Raw genomic sequence first — 26,048 nt, 5'->3', positions numbered from 1 at the left:
AGGGGTGCTCGTATCCCTTACGGGATCTGTTCGGCCCCGCCCTTAAGGGACCCTCGACGTCCACCCCCACCGGCCTTTACTTCCCCCCAACGGGAGGGGACGGGCCGGAGGGGCCTTGTTCGTGGACGTAAAGCGAAGCAGTCCACGAACAAGGCCCCGGAGGACCGTCACCGCACCCAAAAACACCCAGCCCGCCGCAGGCGCAACGGCCAGACGACCCGCGGCGCCGCAGACAGGTACGTACGGGGGCGCCGCCAAGCGCGCAACGGCGAGACGCCCCGCGGCGCCGCAGACAGGTACGTGCGGGGCGCCGCAAAGCGCAACGGTGAGAAACCCCCACGGCGGGACAGACGGGTACGTACGGCGCACCGCGGAGCGGACTATCGTGAGGGGATGAGTCTGATCCGTTTTGGTGTCACCGTGTTGGACTGTCCCGACCACGCCGCGCTCGCGGAGTTCTATGCGCAGGTGCTCGACTGGCGGGTGACGGGGGGCGATGACGACGACTGGATCGAGGTCGCCGGGCCCAACGGCCGGACGCTGGCCTTCCAGCGGGTGGAGAGCGGCTACCGGCCGCCGCAGTGGCCGGGCCAGGACGTTCCGCAGCAGCTGCACCTGGACTTCGATGTGGCCCGGGCGGACATCGACGAGGCCGAGCGCAAGGTCCTCGGGCTGGGCGCGAAGCTCGTACAGCACGACGAAGGGGTGCGCGACTTCCGGGTCTATCTCGACCCCGCCGGGCACCCCTTCTGCCTCTGCCTCAAGTAACGGCCGTGGTCAGCCGTCGAGTTGATCGATCGTCGCGTGGGACGGGCCGCGCCGCTGCCGTTCGGCGCGCGCCACGTCCTCCGCGGCGCGCAGCGTACGGACCGCGTTCTGCCAGGTCAGCTTGGCCAGGTCGGCCTCGGACCAGTTGCGGTCCAGCAGTTCGGCGATCAGGTTCGGGTAGCCCGCGACGTCCGCCAGGTCCTCGGGGGTGAAGGCGGTGCCGTCGAAGTCGCCGCCGATGCCGATGTGGTCGACGCCGGCGACCTCGCGCATGTGGTCGAGGTGGTCGGCGACGGTGGCGGCGGTGGCCTTCGGCCGCGGGTTGTCGGCCTCGAAGGCGCGGTGGACGGCCATGCCCTCCTCCGTGGTGTCGAGGTGGTGCAGGCCGTGGGCGCGCATGTTCTCGTCGGCCAGCCGGGTCCACTCCACCGCCTCGGGGAGCACGAACTTCGGCACGAAGGTGACCATCGCGATGCCGCCGTTGGCGGGCAGTTGGGCCAGTACGTCGTCGGGGACGTTGCGCGGGTGGTCGCAGACGGCCCGCGCGGAGGAGTGCGAGAAGATCACCGGCGCGGTGCTGACCCTCAGGGCGTCGCGCATGGTGTCCGCGGAGACGTGCGAGAGGTCCACCAGCATCCCGCAGCGGTTCATCTCCCGGACGACCTCCTCGCCGAAGGCGGTCAGGCCGTTGTGGCGCGGCTCGTCGGTCGCCGAATCCGCCCAGTCGATGGTGTCGTTGTGGGTGAGGGTCATATAGCGCACGCCCAGCTGGTGCAGGGTGCGCAGGGTGGCGAGCGAGTTGTTGATGGAGTGGCCGCCCTCGGCGCCCATCAGGGAGGCGATCCGGCACTCGGCGCGGGCCGCCTCCATGTCGTCGGCGGTGTGCGCCAGGCGCAGCGCGTCGGGGTAGCGGGCGACCAACTGCCGTACCGCGTCGACCTGTTCGAGGGTGGCGCTGACCGCGGTGTCGCCCGCGTAGTCGGCGCGTACGTAGACCGACCAGAACTGCGCGCCGACGCCGCCGGCCCGCAGTCGCGGCAGGTCGGTGTGCAGGGTGGCGGACTGGTCGGTGGCGAGGTCGCGCCGGTCGAGGTCGTAGCGGACCTGCTCGCGCAGCGCCCACGGCAGGTCGTTGTGGCCGTCGACGACGGGCCAGCGGGTGAGCAGATCCCGGGCGGTGTCCCGGGAGGAGCTCACTTGGCGCCCCCGAACCCGAAGCCGCCCGGGGTGGCGACCTTGTTGCGCAGCCGGCGGCCCTTCTCGGTGGCCTGTTCGTTCAGCTCCTGCTGGAACTCCCGCATCCGGCCGAGGAGTTCGGGGTCGTGCGCGGCGAGCATCCGGGCGGCGAGCAGTCCGGCGTTGCGGGCCCCGCCGACGGAGACGGTGGCGACCGGCACGCCGGCGGGCATCTGCACGATGGAGAGCAGGGAGTCCATCCCGTCCAGGTACTTGAGCGGGACGGGGACGCCGATGACGGGCAGCGGGGTGACCGAGGCGAGCATTCCGGGGAGGTGGGCCGCGCCGCCGGCGCCGGCGATGATCACCTTCAGGCCGCGGTCGGCCGCTTCCTCGCCGTACGCGATCATCTCGCGGGGCATGCGGTGCGCCGAGACGACGTCGACCTCGTGCGGGACCTCGAACTCGGTGAGGGCCTGGGCGGCGGCCTCCATGACGGGCCAGTCGGAGTCGGAGCCCATGACGATGCCGACGAGGGGGGTCGCAGGAGAACTCATTCGGTGATCGTTCCTCGCAGGTAGCCGGCGGCGTGTGCGGCGCGCTCGCGCACATCCGCCAGGTCGTCGCCGTAGGTGTTGACGTGTCCGACCTTACGGCCGGGCTTCACGTCCTTGCCGTACATATGGATCTTCAGCTGCGGGTCCCGCGCCATGCAATGCAGATACGCGTAGTACATGTCGGGGTAGTCGCCGCCGAGGACGTTGGCCATCACCGTCCAGCGGGCGCGCGGGCGCGGGTCGCCGAGCGGGAGGTCGAGCACGGCACGGACGTGGTTGGCGAACTGCGAGGTGATCGCGCCGTCCTGGGTCCAGTGGCCGGAGTTGTGCGGGCGCATGGCGAGCTCGTTGACGAGGATCCGGCCGTCGGCGGTCTCGAAGAGTTCGACGGCGAGGTGGCCGACGACGCCGAGTTCCTTGCCGATCCGCAGCGCGAGTTCCTGTGCCTGGCCGGCCAGCTCGGGGTCGAGGTCGGGCGCCGGGGCGATCACCGTGTCGCAGACGCCGTCGACCTGGATGGACTCCACGACGGGGTAGGCGACGGCCTGGCCGTGCGGGGAGCGGACGATGTTGGCCGCGAGTTCGCGGGCGAAATCGACCTTTTCCTCCGCAAGGACGGGCACCCCGGCACGGAACGGCTCGGCGGCCTCCTTGGAGGATCGTACGACCCAGACGCCCTTGCCGTCATAGCCCCCGCGGACGGTCTTCAGCACCACGGGAAAGCCGTCGCCCTCCTCCGCGAACCGCACCACGTCCTCGGGGTCCGTCACGATGCGGTGGCGCGGGCAGGGCGCACCGATCGCGTCCAGTTTCGCCCGCATCACGCCCTTGTCCTGGGCGTGCACCAGCGCGTCGGGACCGGGGCGGACGGGGATGCCGTCGGCCTCCAGGGCCCGCAAGTGTTCGGTGGGAACGTGCTCGTGATCGAAGGTGATCACGTCACAGCCGCGCGCGAAGGCGCGCAGGGTGGCCAGATCGCGGTAGTCGCCGATGACGACATCGCTGACCACCTGGGCCGCCGAATCCTGCGGAGTGTCACTGAGGAGCTTGAACTTGATGCCGAGGGGGATACCCGCCTCGTGGGTCATTCGGGCGAGCTGACCGCCGCCGACCATGCCGACTACCGGGAACGTCACGCCCCCCAGGGTATCCGTAAGCCGACGTTCCGCCTGACCCGGCCTTGGATGATCCTCCGAGTTCGCACGTTCGAAGATCGCCGGTGGAAGATCACCACGGGCCGTTAGTCTCGGGCCGGGGCAGCCGGTACCGGGGTGCGCCCGGTGCCCGGCCCGGGCCCGGCGAAGGGGAGGCCGGATGGAGAACAGCGACATATCCAGGGGCGCCAGGACGCTGGTGGTCGTCATCGCGATCGCCGCGCTGCTGATCGCCCTGCACTCCGTTTTCAGCCAACTGTCCGCGCCGAAGGTCTACGGCCCGGACGACACCGAGATCGCGGTGTCCGCCGGCGACCGGTTCAGCCTGAAGCTCGCCGACGACCCCGGCGGCTTCCGCTGGATCGTCGCCGAACCCCGGCCCGACCCGGCCGTCCTGCGGGCCACCGGCGACCGCGCGGCCCAGGGCAGCGCCGGCCCGGCCCGCTACCTCGACTTCGAGGCGGTCCGCCCGGGCCGTACCGACTTACGCCTGGTGCGCTGTCGGCGCTGCTCCGCGGGCGCGGCCGACGAGCCGGGCGCCCGCACCCTCAACTTCCGCGTCACGGTCGGCTGAGCGCTTCCGGCGGGCGTGGTTAGCATGAGGGTGCGGACCAGAGTTGACGGCCGCGCACACCGCCCACTACGGGGAGCTGAACGAGCACCATGAGTGAACGGAGCGCACTGCGGTCGAGGCTGGAGGCGCTCACCCGTGAAGTGGTGAAGTTCGGGGCCGTCGGGGGCGCGGGCGTCGTCGTCAACTTCGTGGTCTTCAACCTCGTACGGCACCTGACCGAGGTGCCCGTGGTGCGGGCGAGCATCATCGCGACGGTCGTGGCGACCGGCACCAACTACCTCGGCTACCGGTACTTCACCTACCGGGACCGCGACAAGCAGGGCCGCACGAAGGAGCTGACGCTCTTCCTGCTGTTCAGCGCGGTCGGCCTGGTCATCGAGAACGGCCTGCTCTACATCGCGACGTACGGCTTCCACTGGGACACCGCGCTGGAGAACAACGTCTTCAAGTTCCTCGGCATCGGGCTCGCCACGCTCTTCCGCTTCTGGTCGTACCGCACCTGGGTCTTCCGTACGCTGCCGGCCCGCACGGCGATAGAGACGGCCGAGTCCTTCCTCGCCGACGGGGCGCACGACCCGCACCGCGGCACCCCGCACGTCCGGCGGCCCGCCTCCCGCAAGTAGCCCCGCGGCGGCGCCCGCAGCGCCCGTTACGCCTCACTCCTCGACGGGCTCGGCCTCCCGGGCCAGGAACAGCGCGAAGACCGGCGGATGCTGCTGCAGCAGCTCCAGCCGCCCGCCGTCCGCCTCCGCAAGGTCCCGTGCGACGGCCAGCCCCAGGCCGGTGGAGTTGCGGCCGGAGACGGTCCGTTCGAAGACCCGCGAGCCGAGGTCGGCCGGCACCCCGGGCCCGGCGTCGGTGACCTCGACGACGGCCTGGTTGCCGGTGACGCGGGTACGCAGCGCGACCGTGCCGTCGCCGTGCATCAGCGAGTTCTCGATCAGCGTGGCCAGCACCTGGGCGACCGCGCCCGGTGTGCCGACGGCCCGCAGGCCCTTCTTGCCGGAGCGGACGATGGCCCGTCCCGCGCTGCGGTAGGCCGGCCGCCACTCCTCGATCTGCTGCTTGACGACCTCGTCCAGGTCGAAGGCGACCGCGGAGCCGCTGCGCGGGTCACGGGAGTTGGTCAGCAGCCGCTGTACGACGTCGGTCAGCCGTTCCACCTGGGCCAGTGCGATGGTGGCCTCTTCCTTCACGGTGTCCGGGTCGTCGGTGAGGGTGATCTCCTCCAGCCGCATCGACAGCGCGGTCAGCGGCGTCCGCAGCTGGTGCGAGGCGTCCGCGGCCAGCCGTCGCTCGGCGGTCAGCATCCGGGCGATCCGCTCGGCGCTGGCGTCGAGCACGTCGGCGACCCGGTCCAGCTCCTGCACGCCGTAGCGGCGGTGGCGCGGGCGGGGGTCGCCGGAGCCGAGCCGCTCGGCGGTCTCGGCGAGGTCGGTCAGCGGCGCGGTCAGCCGGCGGGCCTGGCGGATCGCCAGCACGACGGCCGCCAGGATCGCCAGCAGCGCGACGGCCAGGATGACCAGCAGCGTCCGGCCGATCTCCGAACTGATCGTGGACCGGGACTCCTGGACCGTGACGGATTCGCCGCGGTCGCCGCGCACCGTCGACTGGATGACGTCGCCGGCGGGGCGCTGCCCGATCTCGATCGGCGGTTTGCCGGGCACCTTGATCTCGGCGTGCCGCTTGGCGGTGATCTGCTCGGAGAGGACGTCGGGGGTGATCTTCTCCCCGCCGCCGAGCCGGCTCTCCACTATCCCGACCAGCCGGACCGCCTCGGACGCCACGCTCTCCTGCGCGCCGGCCTGGATCGTCCGGGTCTCGACGATCACGAGGGAGACGCCGAAGACGGCGATCACGACGAGGACGACGGCGAGCGTGGAGTTGATCAGGCGGCGGCGCACGGGCCCTTAGCTCTTTTCGAAGCGGAATCCGACACCGCGGACGGTGGCGATGTAGCGGGGGTTGGCGGCATCGTCCCCGAGCTTCTTGCGGAGCCAGGAGATGTGCATGTCCAGCGTCTTCGTGGACGACCACCAGGTGGTGTCCCAGACCTCGCGCATGAGCTGGTCGCGGGTGACGACCCGGCCGGCGTCCCGTACCAGGACCCGCAGCAGGTCGAACTCCTTCGCCGTGAGCTGGAGTTCCTCCTCGCCCATCCAGGCGCGGTGCGATTCGACGTCGATGCGGACGCCGTGGGTGGCCGGCGGCTGCTGGGGCTCGGCGGTGGAGCCGCGGCGGAGCAGGGCCCGTACCCGGGCGAGGAGTTCGGCGAGCCGGAAGGGCTTGGTGACGTAGTCGTCGGCGCCGGCGTCCAGGCCCACGACGGTGTCCACCTCGTCGGCGCGGGCGGTCAGCACCAGGATGGGGAAGGAATGGCCTTCGTTGCGCAGCCGGCGGGCGACCTCCAGGCCGTCCATGCCGGGCAGCCCCAGGTCCAGGACGACGAGGTCGATGTTGCCCTGGATACCGGCGTCGAGCGCCGTCGGTCCGTCCTCGCGCACCTCGACTTCGTAACCCTCGCGGCGCAGGGCGCGGGCGAGCGGCTCCGAGATGGACGCGTCATCCTCGGCGAGCAGTACACGGGTCATGGGCCGATGGTAGTCCGATGTATCCGGCCCGAGGGGCGGACCAGCACGGATGGCCGACGGCGGACCGTTCCTGCAGCGTGGCCCGCGGCGCGCCCGCGCGGGACGGGCGCTCGGGACGGGCGCGCGCGGTCGCCCGGAGGGGCGCACACGGTTCCCCACGTCAGTGTGAGCGTTGTCTCAGGAGCCCCCTTGGGGGCGGATCGAGTCGTATGGTGAATACAACGTCCGACGCACAACCACCGGGACCGTGACGCTCAACTGACGTCACCGGTCCCTGTTGTGTGCGGGGCTGGTACCACCAGCCCTGGTACACAGTGATTGACCTGTCGACCGGGTCCACCGCGCGAGCAGCACGGGGGGCGGGGATCCCGGTTCGGACCGTCCTGCCGGTGCCGCCCCGATGAAGGCGCGCGCACCGAACCCCCGGGCGTTGGGGGCGGGCTGGTCCGCACCGGTCTCGGTCATCCCCCACCGGGCGCGCCCCGGCCTGACGCACGCGTCCCGAGCAGCAAGGAACCCCCATGGCGTCCAGCCTGACGAAGGGCGCCGCCAAGCAGGAAACCCCTGCGAACGGCGGCAAGACCTTCTTCGGCCACCCCCGCGGACTGGCCACGCTCTTCATGACCGAGATGTGGGAGCGCTTCAGCTTCTACGGCATGAAGGCCCTACTCCCGCTGTACCTGATCGCCCCCGGCGGCATGCACATGCAGGCCACGACGGCGACGGCGATCTACTCCGTGTACATGGCGATGGTCTACCTGCTCGCCATGCCGGGCGGCTGGGTGGCCGACCGCTTCTGGGGGCCGCGCAAGACGGTCGCCATCGGAGCGTGCGTCGTCATCGCGGGTCACATCACGCTCGCGCTGCCCACCGCGGCGACCTTCTTCGCCGGTCTGATCCTGGTGGCGCTCGGCTCCGGCCTGCTGAAGGCGAACATCTCCACGATGGTCGGCCACCTCTATGACGGCCCGCAGGACCCGCGCCGTGACGGTGGCTTCACGCTCTTCTACATCGGCATCAACCTCGGTGCCTTCCTGGCCCCGCTGACCATCGGCACCGTCGGTGAGAGCGTCAACTGGCACTTCGGCTTCACGCTCGCCGCGGTCGGCATGGCCCTGGGCCTCGCCCAGTTCCTGCTCGGCACCCGCCACCTGAGCGCCGAGAGCGATGTCGTCGCGCAGCCCGCGACGCCCCAGGAGAAGACGTCCGTCCTGCGCAAGGGCCTGATCTGGCTGGCCGTCGCGGCGGTCTTCTACACCCTGCTCGGGGTGAGCGGTAACTTCGCCGACTGGGCGCTGATGCCGATCACCATCGCCGGCCTGATCATCCCGATCGCCGTGCTGTTCCGCATGAAGCGCGACAAGGAGCTCTCGGAGCTGGAGCAGTCCAAGCTCTCCGGCTACATCTGGTTCTTCGTGGTCGCCGCCGTCTTCTGGATGATCTACGACCAGAACGGCTCGACGCTGTCGATCTTCGGTGAGAACTCGACCACCAACGACCTGCTGGGCTTCCACTTCCCGACGTCCTGGTACCAGTCGCTGAACCCGGTCTTCATCATGGCGCTCGCCCCGGTGGTCGCTTCCGGGTGGCTGTGGCTGAACAAGCGCGGCAAGGAGCCGAGCACCGCCGTCAAGTTCGCGTCCAGCCTGTCGCTGATCGGCATCTCGTTCGCGGTGTTCCTCTTCCCGCTGCTGGACACCGCGGCCAACGGCGGCAAGGTCAGCCCGATGTGGCTGGTGGCGATCTACTTCATCCAGACCATCGGTGAGCTCTGCCTCTCCCCGGTCGGCCTGTCGGTCACCACGAAGATGGCGCCCGCCAAGTACGGCTCCCAGATGATGGGTGTCTGGTTCCTGGCGGTCACCGCCGGTGACTCCGTGGCGGGTCTGCTGACCTCGCCGCAGCTGAACGTCGACCTGAACACCACCGGTTCGGTCGCCGTCGAGGCCGCCCTCGCGGTCGTCGCCGGCGTCGGCATCTGGATGTCCCGCAAGCGGGTCAAGCAGCTGATGGGCGGCGTCAACTGACGCCTGCCGGCCCCGGACGGCGGTAAGGGGGCGTCGCACCGACGGTGCGACGCCCCCTTCGTCGTGCGGTGGACCCGCCGGATCAGCGGAGCCGGGTCCGGCGCCGCGGCAGGAACGTGAACGCCGCGCCGCCCAGCAGGACGGCCGTGCCGGCGAGCAGGCCGAGCGCGGTCAGCGCGCCCCGTCCGCCGGTGCCGGTGTGGGCCAGCTCGCCGCCGCTGCCGCTGCTGCCCGAGCCGCCGGCCGATCCGGTCGCGCTACCACCGGACGCCGTGCCGCCGCCGGACGCGGTGGTCCCGCCCGTGGAGCCGCTCGACGCACCGCCGGAGGTGCCGCCCGGCTGGGCCGCGGTGTCGAGGGTGAGCGAGGCCCCCGGGTCCTTCTCCGGGGTGCAGGTCGTGGTCGTGCCCAGGGCGTTGACGGTGAGCACGCCCGGGGTCAGCGTGGCCTTGCCGGTGGCGCCCGGCTTGTAGGTGCCCTTCAGATCGGGGATCTCGATCGGATCGCCGGACTTGATGGGCTCGGGGTTGGTCGGCCCCGCCACCTTGACCGTTCCCTTGTCCGCGCCGCCCACCTTGACGTCCATCGACGGCTTGACGGAGTCCTTGGGGATGTCCGCCGGGCTGGTCATCACGGACTTCTTGAACTGCACCGTCAGGTCGTAACCGCCGCCCTTCTTCACGGCGTTGATCTGCACCGGCGAGGTCGCCTTCTTGTCGCCGATGGGCGTCTTGCAGGCGTAGGGGACCAGGACCTCCTTGCCCTTGTACGCGGTGCCGTCGGGGTCGCCGCCGGAGCCGCCGGTCGAACCACCGGCGCTCGAACCTCCCGTGGCGCCGCCGTCCGTGGCGCCGCCGCTGCTGCCGCCCGTGGTGCTCCCGCCGGTGCTTCCCCCAGAAGTGCCGGAGGTCGTCCCGCCGGTGGAGCCGCCCGTCGTGCCACCCGTGCTGCCGCCGGTCGTCCCGCCGTTGGAGCCCCCGCCGTCGGTGACCTTGATCGTCACCGCGGGCTTCACCTCCTCCTTGGGCGAGCACTTGGTGTCCGTGGAGATCGGCCGGTTGACGTTGATGTTGTAGAAGCCGGGGGTCAGCGTGACCTCACCGGGCTTGGTCAGCTTGAGCCTGCCCGTCATGTCGGACAGCTTCATCGGACTGCCCTTGGGAATCGGCGGGTTCTGCCGCGGCCCCTTCATGGCCAGGTCCCCGCTCTGCGCCCCGGCCACCTTGATCGTGCCGGTGGGCTGGACCGTGTCCTTGCCCAGATCGAGGATGTCGGGGTTCTTGGACGCGCCCTCGACGGTCTTCCAGACCACCTCGATCTCGTCCCCGACCTTGGCCGTGGCGGGCGCGCCGACGTCCACCTTCGTGGTGCCCTCGATCGGTGGCAGCCCCGATATCGGCGGCGGCAGACACTCGGTCTTGTACGAGACCTCAGCGGCCGCGGCGGCACCGGCCGCGGTCATGATGCCCGCTCCCGCGAGCGCCAGCGCGGCCACCGAGGCCACCGCGGCTCTCCTCCGTTGCCTCATCACGCAGAACCTTTCGACGTCGGTCGTTCGGTGGATGTGGTGGTGGACGGTGCGGTGTCCGGGGTGAACCACGGCAGCGCGGCGGAGTCGCCGGCCGGCGTGGTGCGACGGGTGCGGAAGCGGGGGCGGGCGTGGCCCGCCGGGCGGTGCGGGCGTACCCGGTCCACGACTGCCATGCCGATACGGAACACGGCCGTCGGGACCACGACGCACAGCAGCACCCAGAAGAGCGTCACGCCCCAGGGCCGGCCGACGCCCCAGGGCTGCTCGGCCAGTACCTTGCCGCCGTATTTGAGGGAGACCAGATAGTCCCCGTGGGCCCCGGCCGCCAGCTCGACCGGCAGCCTGACCTGCGCTTTCTTGCCGGGCGGTACGGTCCCCCGCCACTGCTGCTCCTCCCACCGGGGGGCGAAGACGCCGTGCGAGGTGCCGACCTGGAAGACCGGGTCACGGGCCGGGGCGGAGCCCAGATTGCCGACCGTGACGGTCAGTTCACGCTGCGGCGGGGCGCCGAACCAGGTGAGCAGTCCGCTGCTGCCGGCCAGCCGCGGCGGGGACAGCACCGCCAGCCGGCCGCCGGTGCGCTCCCTCGGCAGCGGCGCCACCGGATGGCCCGCCACCTTGAACGCGGCGTCCGCGGCGGCCGCCGCCCCCGTCACCGTCGCCACGTGCACCACGCAGGGGCAGGGCTTGGGCGGTTCGGCGACCGGCAGGCGCCGGCGGAAGGTGCCGTCCGGGTCGGTGGTGACCGCCCGGCCGTCCCCGTTGGCGCAGGAATTGGTCCCGCCGATCATGTTCTGTCCGCAGATCAGCAGGGTGAGCAGGGCCCTGGGCCGCCAGCCGCGACCGGTCACGGTCAGGGTGCCGCCCTTGCCGGCCTCCTTCTCGGAGAGCCGGACGGTGGGGTGGCCACCGGGTGCCTCGGCCGGCGACGCGGCGCGGGCACTGCCGGCCGCCGGCGGGACCAGGACGAGGGCGGCGGCGAGGGCCGTGGCGACGGCGGTGGGCAGGGCAGCCGTCTTGGCGGGCCGCCCGGCCACCGGGCCACCGGGGCCGCCGCCCCCGCCCCGCCGGTCGTCCCGCTCGCCTCCGGGCCGGCGCCGGCGTCGCCGCCGTACGGTCAGCAGGCCGGCCGCGCCCGCCACCGGGACCAGCGCCGCCCCCGCCGCGACGCCCCACGGGAGGGCGGTGTACGTGGCCGTGACGGCGTCGTGCGCACCGCCGTCCGCGGTCACCGTGAGCCGGAGGTCCACCGCGTCCAGGGCCGGCGGATCGGGCCAGTCCTCCGTCAGACGGGCCCGCTCACCGGGCTCCAGCGTGATCGGCAGGGTACGGGCGGCGCGCCGCAGCACCGGCCCGAGGACGCCGTCGGCACGTACCGCGAGCCGCGGGGTGAGCACCGTGTTCCCGCGGTTGACCAGCGTGTACCGGACGACCGCCGCACTCCCCCGCCGGTGCACCGACACGTCCTCGGCGGTCAGCGCGGACAGCGCCGGGCCGGCCACCCGCAGATGGACCGGTACGGTGCGGCGCACCGCGGGCCCGCCGTGCCGCGCCGGTCCGCCGGTCGCCGTGATCGTGCCGGGGTGGTCGCCCGGTGCCGCGTCGCGCGGCACGGTCACCGTGAACGGGACGCTCGCCCGGGTGCGCGGCGGCACCGTGACCTGCCGCGCGGCGAACCGGAGCCAGGAACCGGTGCGGCCGCCCGTTCCACCGCCGGTGCCGCGCAGCCGTACGGTGACGGCCCGGCTGGTGGGGTTGCCGAGGGCGAGCCGGTCCGTGAGCACGGTGCCCGGCGCGCCCTCCAGGTAGAAGTACGGGCGGTCCTGCGCGCCCGGTGCGGCGCCGGGTCCGGCGGCGGGCGCGGCGGACCAGCCCGGCCCGGCCGGTGCGGCGGGGCGGGCCTGGGCGGCGGCGGGGCACAGCAGTACCGCTGCGGCCGCGAGGACCGCACCGCTGACCGCGGGGCGAGGACGGAACGGCATCGGCGGCTCCTGGTACTCGTGGTACTCGTGGTGCACAGGCTGCACGTGGTGCTGCGGAGGCTGCGGTCCGGATGCGGTCAGGCGCGCTGGTGACGGCGGGTCAGCCAGAGCACCCCGGCCGCGCCGGCCAGCAGCACCGTGCCGCCGAGGGTGCCCAGCGCCACCGCGGAGTCGGCCGGTCCGGTCTGCGGCAGCCGTCCGCCGGAGGAGCCGCCCGTACCGCCGGTGGCCGCGGCGCCGCCGCTGCCGCCGGAGCCCTTGACGTCGAGGGTGAGGGAGGGCTTGGGATGGTTGCCGGGGGTGCAGGTGGTGGTGGTGCCGAGCGCCTTGATGGTGAGGGTGGCGGCCGTGAAGGTGACCTTGCCGCTCGCCTTCGGGGTGTACGTCCCGCTCAAGTCACTGATCTTGATGGGGGTGTTGGCCGGTATCGCCCGGTCGTTGGGCGGCCCGGTGACCGGGACCGTACCGCTCTCCGCGCCGCCCAGCTGGATCAGCGCGCTCGGTTTCATGGCGCCCTTGCCCAGCTCGACGGGGCTGGAGGAGACCCCCTTCTCGAAGGTCATCACGAGTGTGTACGCGCCGCCGCTGGGGGTGCTCCGGATGTCGATCGGTGAGACCGCGCCCTTGTTCCCGATCGGTGTCTTGCACTGGTAGTTGACGTCGACGACCTCGGCGTGGGCGGCCGGCGCGGTGAGCAGCACCGCGGACCCCGCCGTCAGCGCCGCGACGGCGGCGAGGCCGGCCGCCCGGCGCGGTCGCCGGCCGTGCTGTGCGTAGAAGCGGGCCACTGTCCGTTCCCCTTCTCCCGATGGGCGCACCGCCGACTGTTACTGACGGCACATCAGATTGGCCGCTCAAGGTACGCCGGGGACCTTGCCGAGGGAAGGCACAGCACAGCCCCGATCGGTCCGGGGCCGCGCCGGCGGGCACATCCGGCCGCCCGGCCGGGCACCGCGGGGTCCGGGAACGGCAAAAGCACGGGTCCGGGAACGGCAAAAGCGCGGATCCACGGACCCGCGCTCCTCTCCTGCCGCCGCCTTGGTCAGGCCGGTGCGGCGAGCTCCGCCCAGACGGTCTTGCCGGTGCCGTCCGGATTGCGCACGACGCCCCAGTCCAGGCAGAGCCGTTGCACGATGAACATGCCGTGACCGCCCGGGCGGCCGGGGCGGTGCGGGCTACGCGGCGCCGGTGAGCCCGCGCCGAGGTCGGTGACCTCCAGCCGCAGCACCTTGGACGTGCAGCGCAGCCGCAGTTCCTCGGGGCCCTCGGCGTGCAGACAGGCGTTGGTGACCAGTTCCGACACCACGAGCAGCACGTCCTCGGCGGCGGCCCGCTGGTCGGCGCCGGCGGCCGGCAGCCAGCCCCAGTCGTGCAGGGCCTGCCGGGCGAAGTCACGGCCACGTGCCACGGCACCCCGGGTGCCCGCCAGGCGCAGCCGGCGGATCTGGCCCGCCGGCATGGCGGCGGACGGAACGGCGGCGGAAGCACCGGCGCCGCCCGGCTCCGGGCCTAGATCGCCCGGCGGGTACGGCCGGGTGGTGCTCATCAGCGCTTCACCTCACCGATTCGCCTATTCACGGAGAACAGATAGCGGACTGCTTGCAACGGATTCAGATGTCTCCTGCCCGACCGGACCGTGAGAACACCCACTTCTTGGGTACGGAAGTTGTGACACGGACTACGCGCCCGGAACAGATCGTTCCGGACACCGTCGTCAGGTCACTCGGCCAGGGCCGCATCGACGGAATCGTGCACCGTGAAGACTGCCTCGGCACCGGTGATCTCGAATACCCGGGCGACCACCGGCTGCATGCCGGCCAGGTGGACCCCGCCTCCTTCGGCCTCCGCCTTCAGGCGCGCGCCGAGCAGGACGTTGAGGCCCGTGGAGTCCATGAATTCGAGCTGTGAGCAGTCGACCACCAGACGTGCATAGCCGTCGTCCACACAGCCCTCGAGTGATTCCCGCAACAGGTCCGCGGTGTGGTGATCTAGCTCACCTGTGACCGTCACGACTGCGCTTGCGCCGTGATGGCGGATCTCGACGTGAAGCCGGCCCCGGCTTGCACTGCCGACCGTCCCGCGGTCCATGCGAGCGCACCCCTTTTGCTGTCTAGACGACTGGATTGCTTACGACTGCGCGCGTCGAACCCTACGCCTTCCTGACGCGCGCCGGTAGCCGAACAATCCGCATATTGCCCAATATACGGACAACGCTTACTTGCCATCTTCCGGCAAAGCCAGGTAGGCGTAGAAGCACACATTCGCAACGGCCGGCTTTGGAGGCGCCGCACACCGAAGGCTTCACGTAGAGGCATCGGCAGCCATATGCCGAGAACGATGGAGGAGACCATGTCACCCCGGCTCGACGAACTGCGTACCGACGACACCCGGCAGTCCGCATCGTCGACACCCCCGTCCGACCCGTCCGGGCACATCCCTTCCCAGGCGATCCCTGCCGAATCCGATCCGGCAGTTTTTTCCGAGATCGACGATCTGCCCGAGATCCCGCCGTTCGACGAGGTGGGTCCGGTGGACGCGAGGGCTCTGTCCAAGACCCTCTTCGAGCGGCTCGAATCGCTCGAGGAAGGCACCCACGAATTCGCTTACGTCCGCAACACCCTGGTCGAGCTCAATCTCGCCCTGGTGAAGTTCGCCGCCTCCCGATTCCGCTCCCGCAGCGAACCGATGGAGGACATCGTCCAGGTCGGCACGATCGGCCTGATCAAGGCGATAGACCGCTTCGAACTCAGCCGCGGTGTGGAGTTCCCGACGTTCGCGATGCCGACCATCGTCGGCGAGATCAAGCGCTTCTTCCGCGACACCAGCTGGTCGGTGCGCGTACCGAGGCGTCTGCAGGAACTGCGCCTGGACCTCGCCAAGGCCGGCGACGAACTCGCCCAGAAGCTGGACCGTGCACCCACCGTGCACGAACTCGCCGAACGCCTCGGCATCACCAGGGACGAGGTCGTCGAGGGGATGGCCGCGAGCAACGCCTACACCGCGAGCTCGCTGGACGCCCAGCCCGAGGAGGACGACAGCGAAGGCGCGCTGGCGGACCGGATCGGCTACGAGGACAACGGACTCGTGGGCATCGAGTACGTCGAGTCGTTGAAGCCGCTGATCGCCGAACTCCCGCCGCGCGACCGGAAGATCCTGTCCCTGCGCTTCGTGGCGAACATGACGCAGTCCGAGATCGGCGAGGAGCTGGGCATCTCCCAGATGCATGTCTCCCGTCTGCTCTCCCGCACGCTCGGCCGGCTCCGCAAGGGGCTGATGGTCGAGGAGTGAGGACCGCGGTCGGTCCCGCCGGTCCCCGCGGCCGGCACCGCCCGCGCGAAGGAGGGCCCGCCCCGGATCACCGGGACGGGCCCTCCTCCGCGTCCGGAGGCCGTGCGCCTCCCGTGGCCTCCTACGGCCTGCTGTGCGGTCCTACGGCCTGCCGTGGCCTGCTGTGGCCTGCTGTGGCCTGCTGTGCGTCAGACCAGAACTCCCTTGTGCCACACGGCCGAGACGAGCGGGACGCCCGGGCGGTAGGCGAGGTGGACATGGCTGGGGGCGTCCAGGAGGGCCAGGTCGGCTCGGGCCCCCGGAGCGATGCGGCCGACGTCGGTGCGGCGCAGTGCCCGGGCGCCGCCCGCGGTGGCCGACCAGACCGCCTCGTCGGGGGTCATGCCCATGTCGCGGACGGCCAGGGCGATGCAGAACGGCATGGAACTGGTGAAGGACGAGCCGGGGTTGCAGTCGGTGGACAGCGCGACGGTGGCGCCGGCGTCGAGCAGCGGACGGGCGTCGGGCCACTGGGCGCGGGTGGAGAACTCGGCGCCGGGCAGCAGCGTGGCGACGGTGTCGGACTGCGCGAGGGCGTCGATGTCCGCGGGGCTGAGGTGGGTGCAGTGGTCGGCGGAGGCGGCGCCGAGCTCGACCGCGATCTGTACGCCGGGGCCGTGGCCGAGCTGGTTGGCGTGCACCCGCGGGGCGAGGCCCCGGGCCTTGCCGGCGGTGAGGATGGCGCGGGCCTGGTCGCCGTCGAAGGCGCCCTTCTCGCAGAAGACGTCGATCCAGCGGGCGTGCGGGGCGCAGGCGTCCAGCATCGGGCCGGTGACCAGGTCGACGTAGCCGGCCGGGTCGTCGGCGTGGTCGGGCGGGACGATGTGGGCGCCGAGGAAGGTGACCTCGTCGGTGTGCGCGGCGGCGATGCGCAGCGCCCGGGCCTCGTCCTCGACGGTCAGGCCGTAGCCGGACTTGGTCTCGAACGTGGTCGTGCCCTGGCGGAGCGCCTCGGCGAGGTGGCGGGTGAGGTTGGCCTCCAGTTCCCCGTCGGTGGCGGCGCGGGTGGCGGCGACGGTGGTGCGGATGCCGCCGGCGGAGTAAGGGCGCCCGGACATCCGGGCGTTGAACTCCTCGGTGCGGTCACCGGCGAAGACGAGGTGGGAGTGGGAGTCGACGAAGCCGGGGATACCGGCCCGGCCGGCGGCGTCGACGACGTTGTCAGTGGCGGGTGCTTTGCTGGAAGCACCGACCCAGGCGATGCGGTCGCCGTCGATGACGACCGCGGCGTCCTGGATCAGACCGAGGGGGCCTTCACCGAGGGAGGGGTCGTTGGTGACGAGCTGGGCGATGTGGGTGATGGCGGTGGTCGGCGCGGAGGTCGTCGTCATCGCGGGGGTGTTCTCCTTCAGCCGCGTACGGCGGCGATGGATGCTGCGAGGGCTGCGGGCACGTCGGGGACAAGAGTGTGCACACCGTCGCGGACGATCTGCCGCCCGCCGACGATGGTGTGTCGCACGTCCGCCGCGGAGGCGGCGAATACGGCCGTTTCGGCGGCCAGCCGGGGCAGTGGTCCGGCGGTGCGTACGGAGTCCAGCGCGATCGTGGTGAGGTCGGCGAGCGCGCCGGCCTCCAGGGCTCCGGCGTCGTCCCAGCCGAGGGCGGCATGGCCGTCGGCGGTGGCGGCGCGCAGCAGGGCGGCGGCGGTCCAGTGCCCGCGGGTGCGGGTGCGCAGCCGCTCGTCGAGTTCCATGGCGCGGGCCTCTTCGAGCAGGTCGATGACGGCGTGGCTGTCGCTGCCGAGGGAGAGCGGGCTGCCGCTGTCCTGAAGCCGGGTGGCCGGGCCGATGCCGTCGGCGAGGTCACGCTCGGTGGAGGGGCACATGCACACACCGGTGGCCGAGCCGCCCAGCAGCGCGATGTCCTGGTCGGTGAGGTGGGTGGCGTGCACGGCCGTGGTGCGCCGGCCCAACGCACCGTGGTCGGCGAGCAGTTGGGTGGGGGTGCGGCCGTGGGCGTCACGGCAGGCGTCGTTCTCGGCGGTCTGCTCGGAGAGGTGGACGTGCAGGGGGGCCTGCCGTTCGCGGGCCCAGTCCGCGACGGTGCCGAGCTGCGCTGCGGGCACGGCGCGTACGGAGTGGATGGCGGCGCCGATGCGGACGTGCTCGCGGTCCTCCTTGAGCGCGTCGGCGCGCTGCGCCCAGCGGTCCGCGGTGCCGTCGGAGAAGCGCAGCTGGTGCCGGTCGGGCGGGGCGCCGAAGCCGGACGAGAGGTAGGCGGTGTCGAGCAGGGTGAGGCGGATGCCGGCGTCCGAGGCGGCCGCGATCAGTGCCTGGCCCATCGCGTTGGGGTCGTCGTAGCGGGTGCCGCCGGGCGCGTGGTGGAGGTAGTGGAATTCGCCGACGCAGGTGATGCCGGCCAACGCCATCTCGGCGTAGACGGCGCGGGCGAGGGCGTAGTAGCTGTCCGGGGTGAGCCGGTCGGCGACGGCGTACATGATCTCGCGCCAGGTCCAGAAGGTGCCGCTGCCGACCTGGACGGTGCCGCGCAGTGCGCGGTGGAAGGCGTGGCTGTGCGCGTTGGCGAGGCCGGGGAGGGTCAGCCCGCGCAGGACGGTGGCGCCGGGCGGTGGGGTGTCGTCCCCGGTGCGGACGGCCGTGATCCGGCCGTCCGCGGTCTCCAGGGTCACGCCCGGCTCGACGTGACTGCCGAGCCAGGCGTGTTCGAGCCAGTACGTCGTCGGTGTTGCCTGCGTGGTCAGCGGCACGCCAGCCCCTCCAGTACGTCGGCGAGTGCGAGGACCCCGGCGGCGCAGTCGTCCTCCTCCGCCGCTTCGGCGGGTGAGTGGGACACCCCGGTCGGGTTGCGTACGAACAGCATGGCGGTGGGGACGGTTCCGGACAAAATACCGGCGTCGTGGCCCGCGCCGGTGCCGAGGACGGGCACCGGGCGCTCCGCGGTCTTGCCCAGGATGGTGCTCAGCTCGTCCCGCAGGGCGTGCTCGAACTCCACGACCGGGGTGAAGGATTCGCGGACGACGGTCAGGTCGATCCCGTCTCGTTGGGCGCGTTCGGCGGCGGCCTGCTCGATGCCGTGGATCACGGTGTCCAGGGTGTCCTGGTCGGGGGCGCGGGAGTCCAGCCAGCCGCGGACGAGCGAGGGGATGGCGTTGACACCGTTCGGCTCGACGCTGATCTTCCCGAAGGTGGCCAGGGCGCCGGCCAGCCGGGCCTGTTCCCGGGCGGCGAGCACGGTCGCGGCGTAGCTGAGCATCGGGTCGCGCCGGTCTTCCAGGCGCGTGGTGCCGGCGTGGTTGGCCTCGCCGTGGAAGTCGAACCGCCAGCGGCCGTGCGGCCAGATGGCGGAGGCGATGCCGACCGGGTCGCCGGACAGGTCCAGGGCGCGGCCCTGCTCGACGTGGAGTTCGACGAACGCGCCGATCGTGGCGAGCCGTTCGGGGTCCGGGCCGATGGCGTCGGGGTCGTAGCCGGCGCGTTCCATGGCCTGCGGCAGCGAGATGCCGTCGGCGTCGCGGAGTTCGTGCGCCGCCTCGGGGGTCAGGGCGCCGGCGGTGAGCCGGGAGCCGACGCAGGCCAGACCGAAGCGGGCGCCTTCCTCGTCGCCGAAGTTGACGATCGCCAGCGGCTTGGCGGGTTCGGCTCCACGGCTGCGGAGTTCGTCGAGCGCGGCGAAGGAGGAGACGACGCCGAGCGGGCCGTCGAAGGCGCCGCCGTCCGGCACGGAGTCCAGGTGGGAGCCGGTGACGACGGCATCGCCGGGGGCCACGTCCTGGTGGCCGGTGGCACCGAGCCAGGCCCACTGGTTGCCGTTGCGGTCGAGTTCGTAGGCGAGCCCGCGGGCCTCGGCCTGCGTTCGGAACCACGCGCGGCAGTCGGCGTCCGCGCCGGTCCAGGCGTAGCGGCGGTATCCCCCGGTGGCGGAGTTGCGGCCGAGCGGCCGCAACTCCTGCCACATCTCGTGGAACGAGGCGGTCACGCGCCCTCGCCCTCGCGCATCGGGATGCGGACGCCGCGCTCGGCGGCCACCTCGTCGGCGCGCTCGTAGCCGGCGTCGACGTGGCGGATGACGCCCATGCCGGGGTCGTTGGTGAGGACCCGGCGGATCTTCTCGCCGGCCAGCGGGGTGCCGTCGGCGACGGTGACCTGTCCGGCGTGGATCGAGCGGCCCATGCCGACGCCGCCGCCGTGGTGGAGCGAGACCCAGGAGGCGCCGGAGGCGACGTTGACCATGGCGTTGAGCAGCGGCCAGTCGGCGATCGCGTCCGAGCCGTCCTTCATGGCCTCGGTCTCGCGGTAGGGGGAGGCGACGGAGCCGCAGTCGAGGTGATCCCGGCCGATGGCCAGCGGGGCGCGCAGGGTGCCGTCGGCGACCATCTCGTTGAACCGCTCGCCGGCCTTGTCGCGTTCGCCGTAGCCGAGCCAGCAGATCCGGGCGGGCAGGCCCTGGAAGTGGACCCGCTCGCCGGCCATCTTGATCCACCGGGCGAGCGACTCGTTCTCCGGGAAGAGGTCGAGGATCGCCTTGTCGGTGGCGGCGATGTCCTGGGCGTCACCGGACAGCGCGGCCCAGCGGAACGGTCCCTTGCCCTCGGCGAACAGCGGCCGGATGTAGGCGGGGACGAAGCCGGGGAAGGCGAACGCCCGGTCGTAGCCGGCGAGTTGGGCCTCGCCGCGGATGGAGTTGCCGTAGTCGAAGACCTCGGCGCCGGCGTCCATGAAGCCGACCATGGCCTCGACGTGCCTGGCCATCGACTCGCGGGCCCGCTGGGTGAAGTCGGCGGGCTTCTCGGCGGCGTAGGCGGCCATGTCGGCGAAGTCGACGCCGAGGGGGAGGTAGGCCAGCGGGTCGTGGGCGCTGGTCTGGTCGGTGACGATGTCGATCGGGGCGCCCTCGGCGAGCATCCGCGGCAGCAGCTCGGCGGCGTTGCCCAGCAGGCCGATGGAGAGCGGTTTGCGCTGGTCGCGGGCCTCGACGGCGAGCTGGAGGGCGTGCTGGAGGCTGTCCGCCTTCACGTCCAGGTAGCGGTGCTCGATGCGTCGCTCGATGGCGCGCGGGTCGCAGTCGATGCAGATGGCGACGCCGTCGTTCATGGTGACGGCGAGCGGCTGGGCGCCGCCCATGCCACCGAGGCCGGCGGTGAGGGTGATGGTCCCGGCGAGGCTGCCGCCGAACTTCTTCGCCGCGACGGCGGCGAACGTCTCGTAGGTGCCCTGGAGGATGCCCTGGGTGCCGATGTAGATCCACGAACCGGCGGTCATCTGACCGTACATGGTGAGGCCGAGGGCCTCCAGGCGGCGGAACTCCTCCCAGTTGGCCCAGTCGCCGACGAGGTTGGAGTTGGCGATGAGCACCCGCGGCGCCCACTCGTGCGTCTGCATGACGCCGACCGGCTTGCCGGACTGGACGAGCATCGTCTCGTCCTGCTTGAGCGTGGTGAGGGTGCGCACCATCGCGTCGAAGGAGCGCCAGTCACGGGCGGCCTTGCCGGTGCCGCCGTAGACGACGAGCTGGTCCGGGTGTTCGGCCACCTCCGGATCGAGGTTGTTCTGCAGCATGCGCAGCGCGGCTTCCTGCTGCCATCCCCGAGCACTCAGCTCCGTACCGCGCGGTGCCCGCACGGGTCGCGGTCCCGACATGGGCCGTGCCTCCTGACATCGAATGGATTGAGCTATTCACATCTTGGGGTCGATGAATAGCGCTAGTCAACAGGACGCGGTGAAGGTTTTCCACAGCGGGCTTTTTCGACTTGCCCGGCCGGAAAGTCGGTGTTAGCTTTCCCAGTAGGAAAGTTGAGGTGGGGTGCCGGCACGGGCCCCGCCGGTCTGGAACGCCAACGGGGAGGCGAAGGACATGACGACACCGGTTGATGCCGAGCGGGCCTGGCAGGATCTCCAGCGCATCCGGGTGCCCCAGGAGCGGGTGTACGACGAGGTCGAGCGCTGCGCACAGACCGACCGCGGGGGCACGTACGTGACCGCGGGCCTGATGTGGCTCTTCCTCGCCAGCTGGGGGCTCGACCTCCCGAAGTGGGGCTCCTTCGTGCTCCTCGGCGCCTATGTCGCCGCCCTGGTCGCCCTGGCCGTCGTCTACAGCCGCCGGAGCCGGATGCGACTGCACCGGTCGCGGTACGGCTGGCGCAGCGTCGTCTCCTGCGCCGCGGGCGCTGTCCTCAGCGGCGGCACGATCATCCTCACCGGGCGCCTGACCGACTGGCTGACGCTGCCCTACGGCAGCCTGATCCAGGCCACGCTCTCCGCCGGCGTCTTCGTGCTCTTCGTCGGCCCGGCCAACCGCTGGGCGGTCAGCCCGCTGCGCGGCCGGGGCCTGAACGACCACACCGTGAGAACCGTCCCCGAGGAGGAGGGCCGATGAGCACTCCATCGGGCTTCGACGAACTGATCCATCCCTCCACCCGGCTGTCGGTCGTCGCCCTGCTCGCCGCGACGGAATGGGCCGACTTCTCCTTCATCCGGGACAGCCTCTCGCTCAGCGACTCCGCGCTGTCCAAGCAGCTGCACACCCTGGAGGAGGCCGGATATCTGGAGATCCACAAGGAGGGCGGCGGTCGTAAACGCCGCACCAAGGTACGGCTGACGGACCGTGGCCGCACCGCTTTCGAGGGGCATGTGGCCGCGCTCCGGGCGATCGTCGAGGGCGCCGGCCCCACGGCCGCACCCGCGGCCTCACCACCACCACCCGATCCGGGGCAGGCCTCGGACCCGACCACTCAGCAACAGCACGCGGAGGCACACCGATGACGACCACCGAGGGCACGCCCGTGTCCCCGACCGCCCCTGCCGCACCGCCGGTCATCGAGGTGAGCGGCCTGCGGATGTCCTACGGCAGCACCGATGTGCTGCACGGGGTCGACCTGGACGTCCGGCGCGGCGAGGTCTTCGCACTGCTCGGCCCCAACGGCGCCGGGAAGAGCACCACCGTCGAGGTCCTGGAGGGCTTCCGGGAGCGTTCCGCCGGGACGGTCCGGGTGCTGGGCACGGACCCGGCGCGCGGCGGCGACGCCTGGCGCGGCCGGATCGGCCTGGTCCTGCAGTCCTGGCGGGACCACCGCCGCTGGCGGGTGGGCGAGTTGCTGACGCACTTCGCCACGTACCACCAGGCGCCGCGCGACCCCGCCGAGCTGCTGGCCCTGGTCGGCCTCACCGGTCAGTCCGGCAAGCAGCTGGACCAGCTCTCCGGCGGCCAGCGGCGCCGCGTGGACGTGGCGCTCGCCCTGGTCGGCCGCCCCGAGCTGGTCTTCCTGGACGAGCCGACCACCGGCTTCGACCCCGAGGCCCGCCGCGACTTCCACGAGCTGATCGAGGGGCTGGCCCGCGACGAGGGCGTCACGATCCTGCTGACCACGCACGACCTGGTGGAGGCCGAGCGGCTGGCCGACCGGATAGCGATGCTGGTCAACGGCCGGATCCGGGCCTACGGCACCCCGGCGGAGCTGGCCCGCAGCGCCGCCGCCCAGGCCGAGGTCCGCTGGACGGCCCCGGACGGCACGGCCCGTCGGGAGCGCACCACGGACCCGTCCCGGCTGGTCTGGGAACTCCACCGCGAGATCGGCGGCCCGGTCGCCGACCTGGAGGTGCGCCGCCCGACGCTGGAGGACACCTATCTGCGGATGGTGCACCAGGAAGAGGTGACCCAGGCCGCGACCGGACCGATGACGGACGCCTTCGACGGTGTCGCCGACAGGCAGAACCGCGCCGCCTAAGGGCCGGGCGCACAGCACCACAGACCAAGGGGGACCGACATGACAGCGGTCGACACAGTGACGGCAGCGACGAACGCGGACGGGGCAAGCAGCATGGCGGACAAGGGAGTGGGAGACGGCGGACGGGGCCCTGCCGGGGGCAGGCCCGGTTCCCTCCGGCGCTACTGGCGGGCCGGCGTGCTGCGCGGCGGGATCGAGATACGGCATCTGCTCCGCAACCCCAGGGAACTGAGCGGCCATCTGATCAACATCGTGGTCGCGCTGGTCGTCGTGAGCTACATGGACGACAACGTCCCGGGGACGCATGTCCCGATGGCGCATCTGACGCTCTGCGGCTTCGCCGCCTATCTGCTCTTCCAGATCGGGCTGGTGAACCTCCCGCAGATCCTGGTCACCGAGCGGGAGGAAGGCGCCCTGCTGCGGCTGCGGACCACCCCGGGCGGCATACCGGCCTACCTCATCGCCAAGTCGGTGCTGGTCGTCGCGATGGCGCTGGTCACCCTGGTCGTCCTGCTGGGCGCCGGCGCGCTGCTGGCGAACGGGCCGCTGCCGCACGGTGTCGACAACTGGCTGACGCTGCTGTGGGTCAGCGCGCTGGGGCTGCTGGCCGTGGTGCCGCTCGGTGCGGCCATCGGTGCCGTGCTGCCCAATCCCCGCGAGGCGCTGGCGCTGATCATGCTGCCGGCCATGGGCCTGCTGGTGACGTCCGGGGCGATGTTCCCGCTCACCTCGCTGCCCGCGGTCGTCCAGAAGATCGCCTCGGTCTTCCCGCTGAAGTGGATGGCCCAGGGCGTGCGCTCGGCGCTGCTCCCGGACGTCGCGCGGGCCGCGGAACCGGCCGGCTCCTGGGAGCTGCCGACGGTCGCCCTGGTCCTCACCGCCTGGGTCGTGGTCGGCTTCCTGCTCGCCGTACCCCTGCTGCGCCGTGCGGCCCGCCGCGAGTCCGGCTCCCGCCTCGGCGAACGCCACCGCAAGGCCAACCTCGGAGGGGCCCCCGCAGCCTGACCGGGTCTTCCCGGTCCGCCCCGGCCCGGCCGGCGCCCGTCCACCCCCGGGACGGCGCCGGCCGGGCCCCTTCGCCCACCGGGGCCGCCCCGCCCGGTAAGCGATGGCGCGGGGGCCCCGGGCGATGATGGAGTGGCCCCATGACGTACACGGACCGAGACCGTGCCGTACAGGCAGCCGTTGCCGAGGGGCTGGTGGGGCCCGAGGAGCCGGTGGCCGGGCTGCTGGACATCGCAGGCGTCCGGCGGTCGGTGGCCGAACTCCGCGCCGCCTTCGAGGAGTTCGCCGCCCCCGGTGCGCCGGTGCTGCACGCCTTCGCGGTGAAGGCGGCCTCGCTGGTGCCCGTGCTGCGGCTGCTGGCGCAGGAGGGGCTCGGCTGCGAGGTGGCCAGTCCCGGCGAGCTGGCGCTGGCCCGGGCCGCCGGAGTACCGGCCGACCGCACGGTCCTGGACTCACCGGCCAAGACCCCCGCCGAGCTGCGCGAGGCGCTGTCCCTGGGCATCGCCGTCAACGCCGACAACCGCGAGGAACTGGCCCGTATCGACCGCCTGAGGTCGTCCGTGCCGAGCACCGCGCCCCTCGGCCTGCGGGTCAATCCGCAGATCGGCGGCGGCCGCATCGGAGCGATGAGTACGGCCACCGACCACTCGAAATTCGGTATCGCGCTCCGCGACGAGGGCGCCCGCGACTGGGTCGTCCGCGCCTGCCTCGACCGTCCGTGGCTGACCCGGCTGCACGCCCACGTCGGTTCACAGGGCATCCCGCTGGAGCTGATGGGTGCCGGGGTGCGCACCCTGTTCGACCTCGCCGAGGAGATCAACGAACGGGCCGGCCGGCAGCAGATCGACACCCTGGACATCGGCGGCGGCCTCCCGGTCAACTTCTCCTCCGACGCCACCACCCCCACCTACCGCGAGTACGCCGCGCTGCTCCGCTCGGCCGTCCCCGGGCTGCTCGCCGGGCGCTACGGCCTGATCACCGAGTTCGGCCGCTCCCTGCTGGCCAAGCACGGCACGGTCCTCGCCCGCGTCGAGTACGCGAAGTCGGCGGGCGGCCGCCCGATCGCGGTCACCCATGCCGGCGCCCAGGTCGCCACCCGTACGGTCTTCGTCCCCGAGGCCTGGCCGCTCCGGGTCGCGGCCTACGACGCGGACGGGCGCCCCAAGACGGGGGCGCCGGTCGCCCAGGACATCGCCGGCCCCTGCTGCTTCGCCGGCGACCTGGTCGCCGAGAACCGCCCGCTCCCCCTCCTGCGGTCCGGCGACCACGCCGCCCTGCTCGACACCGGCGCGTACTACTTCTCCACGCACTTCGCCTACAACTCGCTGCCCCGCCCCGGCGTCTACGGCTACACCGCCACCCCCGACGGCGTCCGCTTCGCGGTCATCCGCACCCCGCAGACCCTGTCGGAACTCACCACGGAAAGCGGCGGCGACCATGCGGATTCGCTGAGTGGCTTGTAAGCCCACGGACCTGGCCGCTCTGCGGCGCCTCCCACGTACCCGTCTGTCCCGCCGCGGGGCTTGCTCGCCGTTGCGCTTTGCGGCGCCCCGCACGCACCTTGCCGTCCCGCCCCGGGGCGTCTCGCCGTTGCGCCTGCGGCGGGCTAGGTGGTATCGGGTGCGGTGACGGACCTCCGGGGCCTTGTTCGTGGACTGCTTCGCTTTACGTCCAC

Annotated in this window: 24 protein-coding genes; 10 read left to right on the top strand and 14 right to left on the bottom strand. The window is 72.1% G+C overall.

Annotated elements, in window-relative coordinates:
* Window positions 1-393: 393 nt before the first annotated feature.
* Window positions 394-768 (top strand): VOC family protein, encoded by a 375-nt coding sequence (locus tag ACFV1J_RS37665; protein WP_385866001.1) that lies wholly within the window; start codon window positions 394-396, stop codon window positions 766-768.
* 9 nt (window positions 769-777) lie between these two features.
* Here the strand turns inward: ACFV1J_RS37665 and ACFV1J_RS37660 are convergent, their stop codons facing one another.
* From ACFV1J_RS37660 to ACFV1J_RS37650, 3 genes are read right to left on the bottom strand one after another with little or no spacing between them, the layout of a single operon-like run.
* Complete coding sequence (locus ACFV1J_RS37660) at window positions 778-1,965, bottom strand: dipeptidase (RefSeq protein WP_385865999.1); 1,188 nt, start codon at window positions 1,963-1,965, stop codon at window positions 778-780.
* Window positions 1,962-2,501, bottom strand: a complete 540-nt coding sequence (gene purE / locus ACFV1J_RS37655) for a 5-(carboxyamino)imidazole ribonucleotide mutase (protein WP_385865997.1) — start codon at window positions 2,499-2,501, stop codon at window positions 1,962-1,964. Before purE ends, ACFV1J_RS37660 begins: the two co-directional genes overlap by 4 nt.
* A complete protein-coding gene (locus tag ACFV1J_RS37650) occupies window positions 2,498-3,637 on the bottom strand; it encodes a 5-(carboxyamino)imidazole ribonucleotide synthase (protein WP_385865995.1) in 1,140 nt (379 codons plus the stop codon). Before ACFV1J_RS37650 ends, purE begins: the two co-directional genes overlap by 4 nt.
* A 178-nt stretch (window positions 3,638-3,815) precedes the next feature.
* On the opposite strand from ACFV1J_RS37650, the gene ACFV1J_RS37645 reads away from it, so the two are divergent.
* Together ACFV1J_RS37645 and ACFV1J_RS37640 are read left to right on the top strand one after the other, a co-directional pair.
* Entirely contained in the window at window positions 3,816-4,229 is a 414-nt protein-coding gene (locus ACFV1J_RS37645) for a protease inhibitor I42 family protein (protein ID WP_385865993.1), read from the top strand.
* A gap of 89 nt (window positions 4,230-4,318) precedes the next feature.
* Window positions 4,319-4,852: a GtrA family protein gene (locus ACFV1J_RS37640; protein WP_385865991.1), complete on the top strand. Its 534-nt coding sequence runs from the start codon at window positions 4,319-4,321 to the stop codon at window positions 4,850-4,852.
* Between the two features lie 33 nt (window positions 4,853-4,885).
* Here the strand turns inward: ACFV1J_RS37640 and ACFV1J_RS37635 are convergent, their stop codons facing one another.
* Both ACFV1J_RS37635 and ACFV1J_RS37630 read right to left on the bottom strand, forming a co-directional pair.
* Window positions 4,886-6,133 carry an ATP-binding protein gene (locus tag ACFV1J_RS37635; RefSeq protein WP_385865989.1) on the bottom strand — a complete coding sequence of 416 codons (1,248 nt, stop codon included), beginning with the start codon at window positions 6,131-6,133 and terminating at the stop codon, window positions 4,886-4,888.
* 6 nt (window positions 6,134-6,139) lie between these two features.
* The gene (locus ACFV1J_RS37630; RefSeq protein WP_030416075.1) at window positions 6,140-6,820 is read right to left on the bottom strand and encodes a response regulator transcription factor; all 681 of its coding nucleotides are present in this window, start codon (window positions 6,818-6,820) and stop codon (window positions 6,140-6,142) included.
* 521 nt (window positions 6,821-7,341) lie between these two features.
* Here ACFV1J_RS37630 and ACFV1J_RS37625 point away from each other — a divergent pair.
* Window positions 7,342-8,847 carry a peptide MFS transporter gene (locus ACFV1J_RS37625; protein ID WP_385865986.1) on the top strand — a complete coding sequence of 502 codons (1,506 nt, stop codon included), beginning with the start codon at window positions 7,342-7,344 and terminating at the stop codon, window positions 8,845-8,847.
* An 82-nt stretch (window positions 8,848-8,929) separates the two neighbouring features.
* Here ACFV1J_RS37625 and ACFV1J_RS37620 read toward each other — a convergent pair whose 3' ends face one another.
* The 5 genes from ACFV1J_RS37620 to ACFV1J_RS37600 form a co-directional block, all read right to left on the bottom strand.
* Window positions 8,930-10,375, bottom strand: a complete 1,446-nt coding sequence (locus ACFV1J_RS37620) for a hypothetical protein (RefSeq protein WP_385865984.1) — start codon at window positions 10,373-10,375, stop codon at window positions 8,930-8,932.
* Window positions 10,375-11,415: a hypothetical protein gene (locus ACFV1J_RS37615; RefSeq protein WP_385866007.1), complete on the bottom strand. Its 1,041-nt coding sequence runs from the start codon at window positions 11,413-11,415 to the stop codon at window positions 10,375-10,377. Before ACFV1J_RS37615 ends, ACFV1J_RS37620 begins: the two co-directional genes overlap by 1 nt.
* Before the next feature lie 1,022 nt (window positions 11,416-12,437).
* Window positions 12,438-13,148, bottom strand: a complete 711-nt coding sequence (locus ACFV1J_RS37610) for an LPXTG cell wall anchor domain-containing protein (protein ID WP_385865982.1) — start codon at window positions 13,146-13,148, stop codon at window positions 12,438-12,440.
* A 254-nt stretch (window positions 13,149-13,402) separates the two neighbouring features.
* Window positions 13,403-13,906 carry an ATP-binding protein gene (locus ACFV1J_RS37605; RefSeq protein ID WP_385865980.1) on the bottom strand — a complete coding sequence of 168 codons (504 nt, stop codon included), beginning with the start codon at window positions 13,904-13,906 and terminating at the stop codon, window positions 13,403-13,405.
* A 173-nt stretch (window positions 13,907-14,079) separates the two neighbouring features.
* Complete coding sequence (locus tag ACFV1J_RS37600; protein WP_030416081.1) at window positions 14,080-14,448, bottom strand: STAS domain-containing protein; 369 nt, start codon at window positions 14,446-14,448, stop codon at window positions 14,080-14,082.
* Window positions 14,449-14,709: 261 nt separating this feature from the next.
* Between ACFV1J_RS37600 and ACFV1J_RS37595 the strand changes: the two genes are divergently transcribed.
* Window positions 14,710-15,648: an RNA polymerase sigma factor SigF gene (locus tag ACFV1J_RS37595; protein ID WP_385866005.1), complete on the top strand. Its 939-nt coding sequence runs from the start codon at window positions 14,710-14,712 to the stop codon at window positions 15,646-15,648.
* A 188-nt stretch (window positions 15,649-15,836) separates the two neighbouring features.
* Here the strand turns inward: ACFV1J_RS37595 and hutI are convergent, their stop codons facing one another.
* The 4 genes from hutI to hutU are packed head-to-tail and all read right to left on the bottom strand — an operon-like array spanning window position 15,837 to window position 21,284.
* Window positions 15,837-17,018 carry an imidazolonepropionase gene (hutI, locus tag ACFV1J_RS37590; protein WP_385865977.1) on the bottom strand — a complete coding sequence of 394 codons (1,182 nt, stop codon included), beginning with the start codon at window positions 17,016-17,018 and terminating at the stop codon, window positions 15,837-15,839.
* A 17-nt stretch (window positions 17,019-17,035) separates the two neighbouring features.
* Window positions 17,036-18,394 carry a formimidoylglutamate deiminase gene (locus ACFV1J_RS37585; protein ID WP_385865976.1) on the bottom strand — a complete coding sequence of 453 codons (1,359 nt, stop codon included), beginning with the start codon at window positions 18,392-18,394 and terminating at the stop codon, window positions 17,036-17,038.
* Entirely contained in the window at window positions 18,385-19,602 is a 1,218-nt protein-coding gene (locus tag ACFV1J_RS37580; RefSeq protein WP_385866003.1) for an allantoate amidohydrolase, read from the bottom strand. Before ACFV1J_RS37580 ends, ACFV1J_RS37585 begins: the two co-directional genes overlap by 10 nt.
* Before the next feature lie 17 nt (window positions 19,603-19,619).
* Window positions 19,620-21,284, bottom strand: a complete 1,665-nt coding sequence (gene hutU, locus ACFV1J_RS37575) for a urocanate hydratase (RefSeq protein ID WP_385865974.1) — start codon at window positions 21,282-21,284, stop codon at window positions 19,620-19,622.
* A 214-nt stretch (window positions 21,285-21,498) separates the two neighbouring features.
* Here hutU and ACFV1J_RS37570 point away from each other — a divergent pair, with 214 nt between their 5' ends.
* The 5 genes from ACFV1J_RS37570 (at window position 21,499) to ACFV1J_RS37550 (ending at window position 25,836) form a co-directional block, all read left to right on the top strand.
* The gene (locus tag ACFV1J_RS37570) at window positions 21,499-22,020 is read left to right on the top strand and encodes a hypothetical protein (RefSeq protein WP_385865972.1); all 522 of its coding nucleotides are present in this window, start codon (window positions 21,499-21,501) and stop codon (window positions 22,018-22,020) included.
* Entirely contained in the window at window positions 22,017-22,406 is a 390-nt protein-coding gene (locus ACFV1J_RS37565) for a transcriptional regulator (RefSeq protein ID WP_385865970.1), read from the top strand. Before ACFV1J_RS37570 ends, ACFV1J_RS37565 begins: the two co-directional genes overlap by 4 nt.
* On the top strand, window positions 22,403-23,368 hold the full coding sequence (locus ACFV1J_RS37560; protein ID WP_385865968.1) for an ABC transporter ATP-binding protein: 966 nt from the start codon (window positions 22,403-22,405) through the stop codon (window positions 23,366-23,368). The genes ACFV1J_RS37565 and ACFV1J_RS37560 overlap by 4 nt, the downstream gene beginning before the upstream one ends.
* 39 nt (window positions 23,369-23,407) lie before the next feature.
* Complete coding sequence (locus ACFV1J_RS37555; protein ID WP_385865967.1) at window positions 23,408-24,373, top strand: ABC transporter permease; 966 nt, start codon at window positions 23,408-23,410, stop codon at window positions 24,371-24,373.
* Window positions 24,374-24,513: 140 nt separating this feature from the next.
* Entirely contained in the window at window positions 24,514-25,836 is a 1,323-nt protein-coding gene (locus ACFV1J_RS37550) for a diaminopimelate decarboxylase (protein ID WP_385865965.1), read from the top strand.
* Window positions 25,837-26,048 lie beyond the last annotated feature (212 nt).

The sequence above is a fragment of the Streptomyces sp. NPDC059649 genome, assembly GCF_042734445.1.
In the GTDB taxonomy this organism is placed as follows: domain Bacteria; phylum Actinomycetota; class Actinomycetes; order Streptomycetales; family Streptomycetaceae; genus Streptomyces.
Note: the sequence above shows the minus strand (reverse complement) of the source record. Positions and strands in the feature narration are given on the sequence as shown.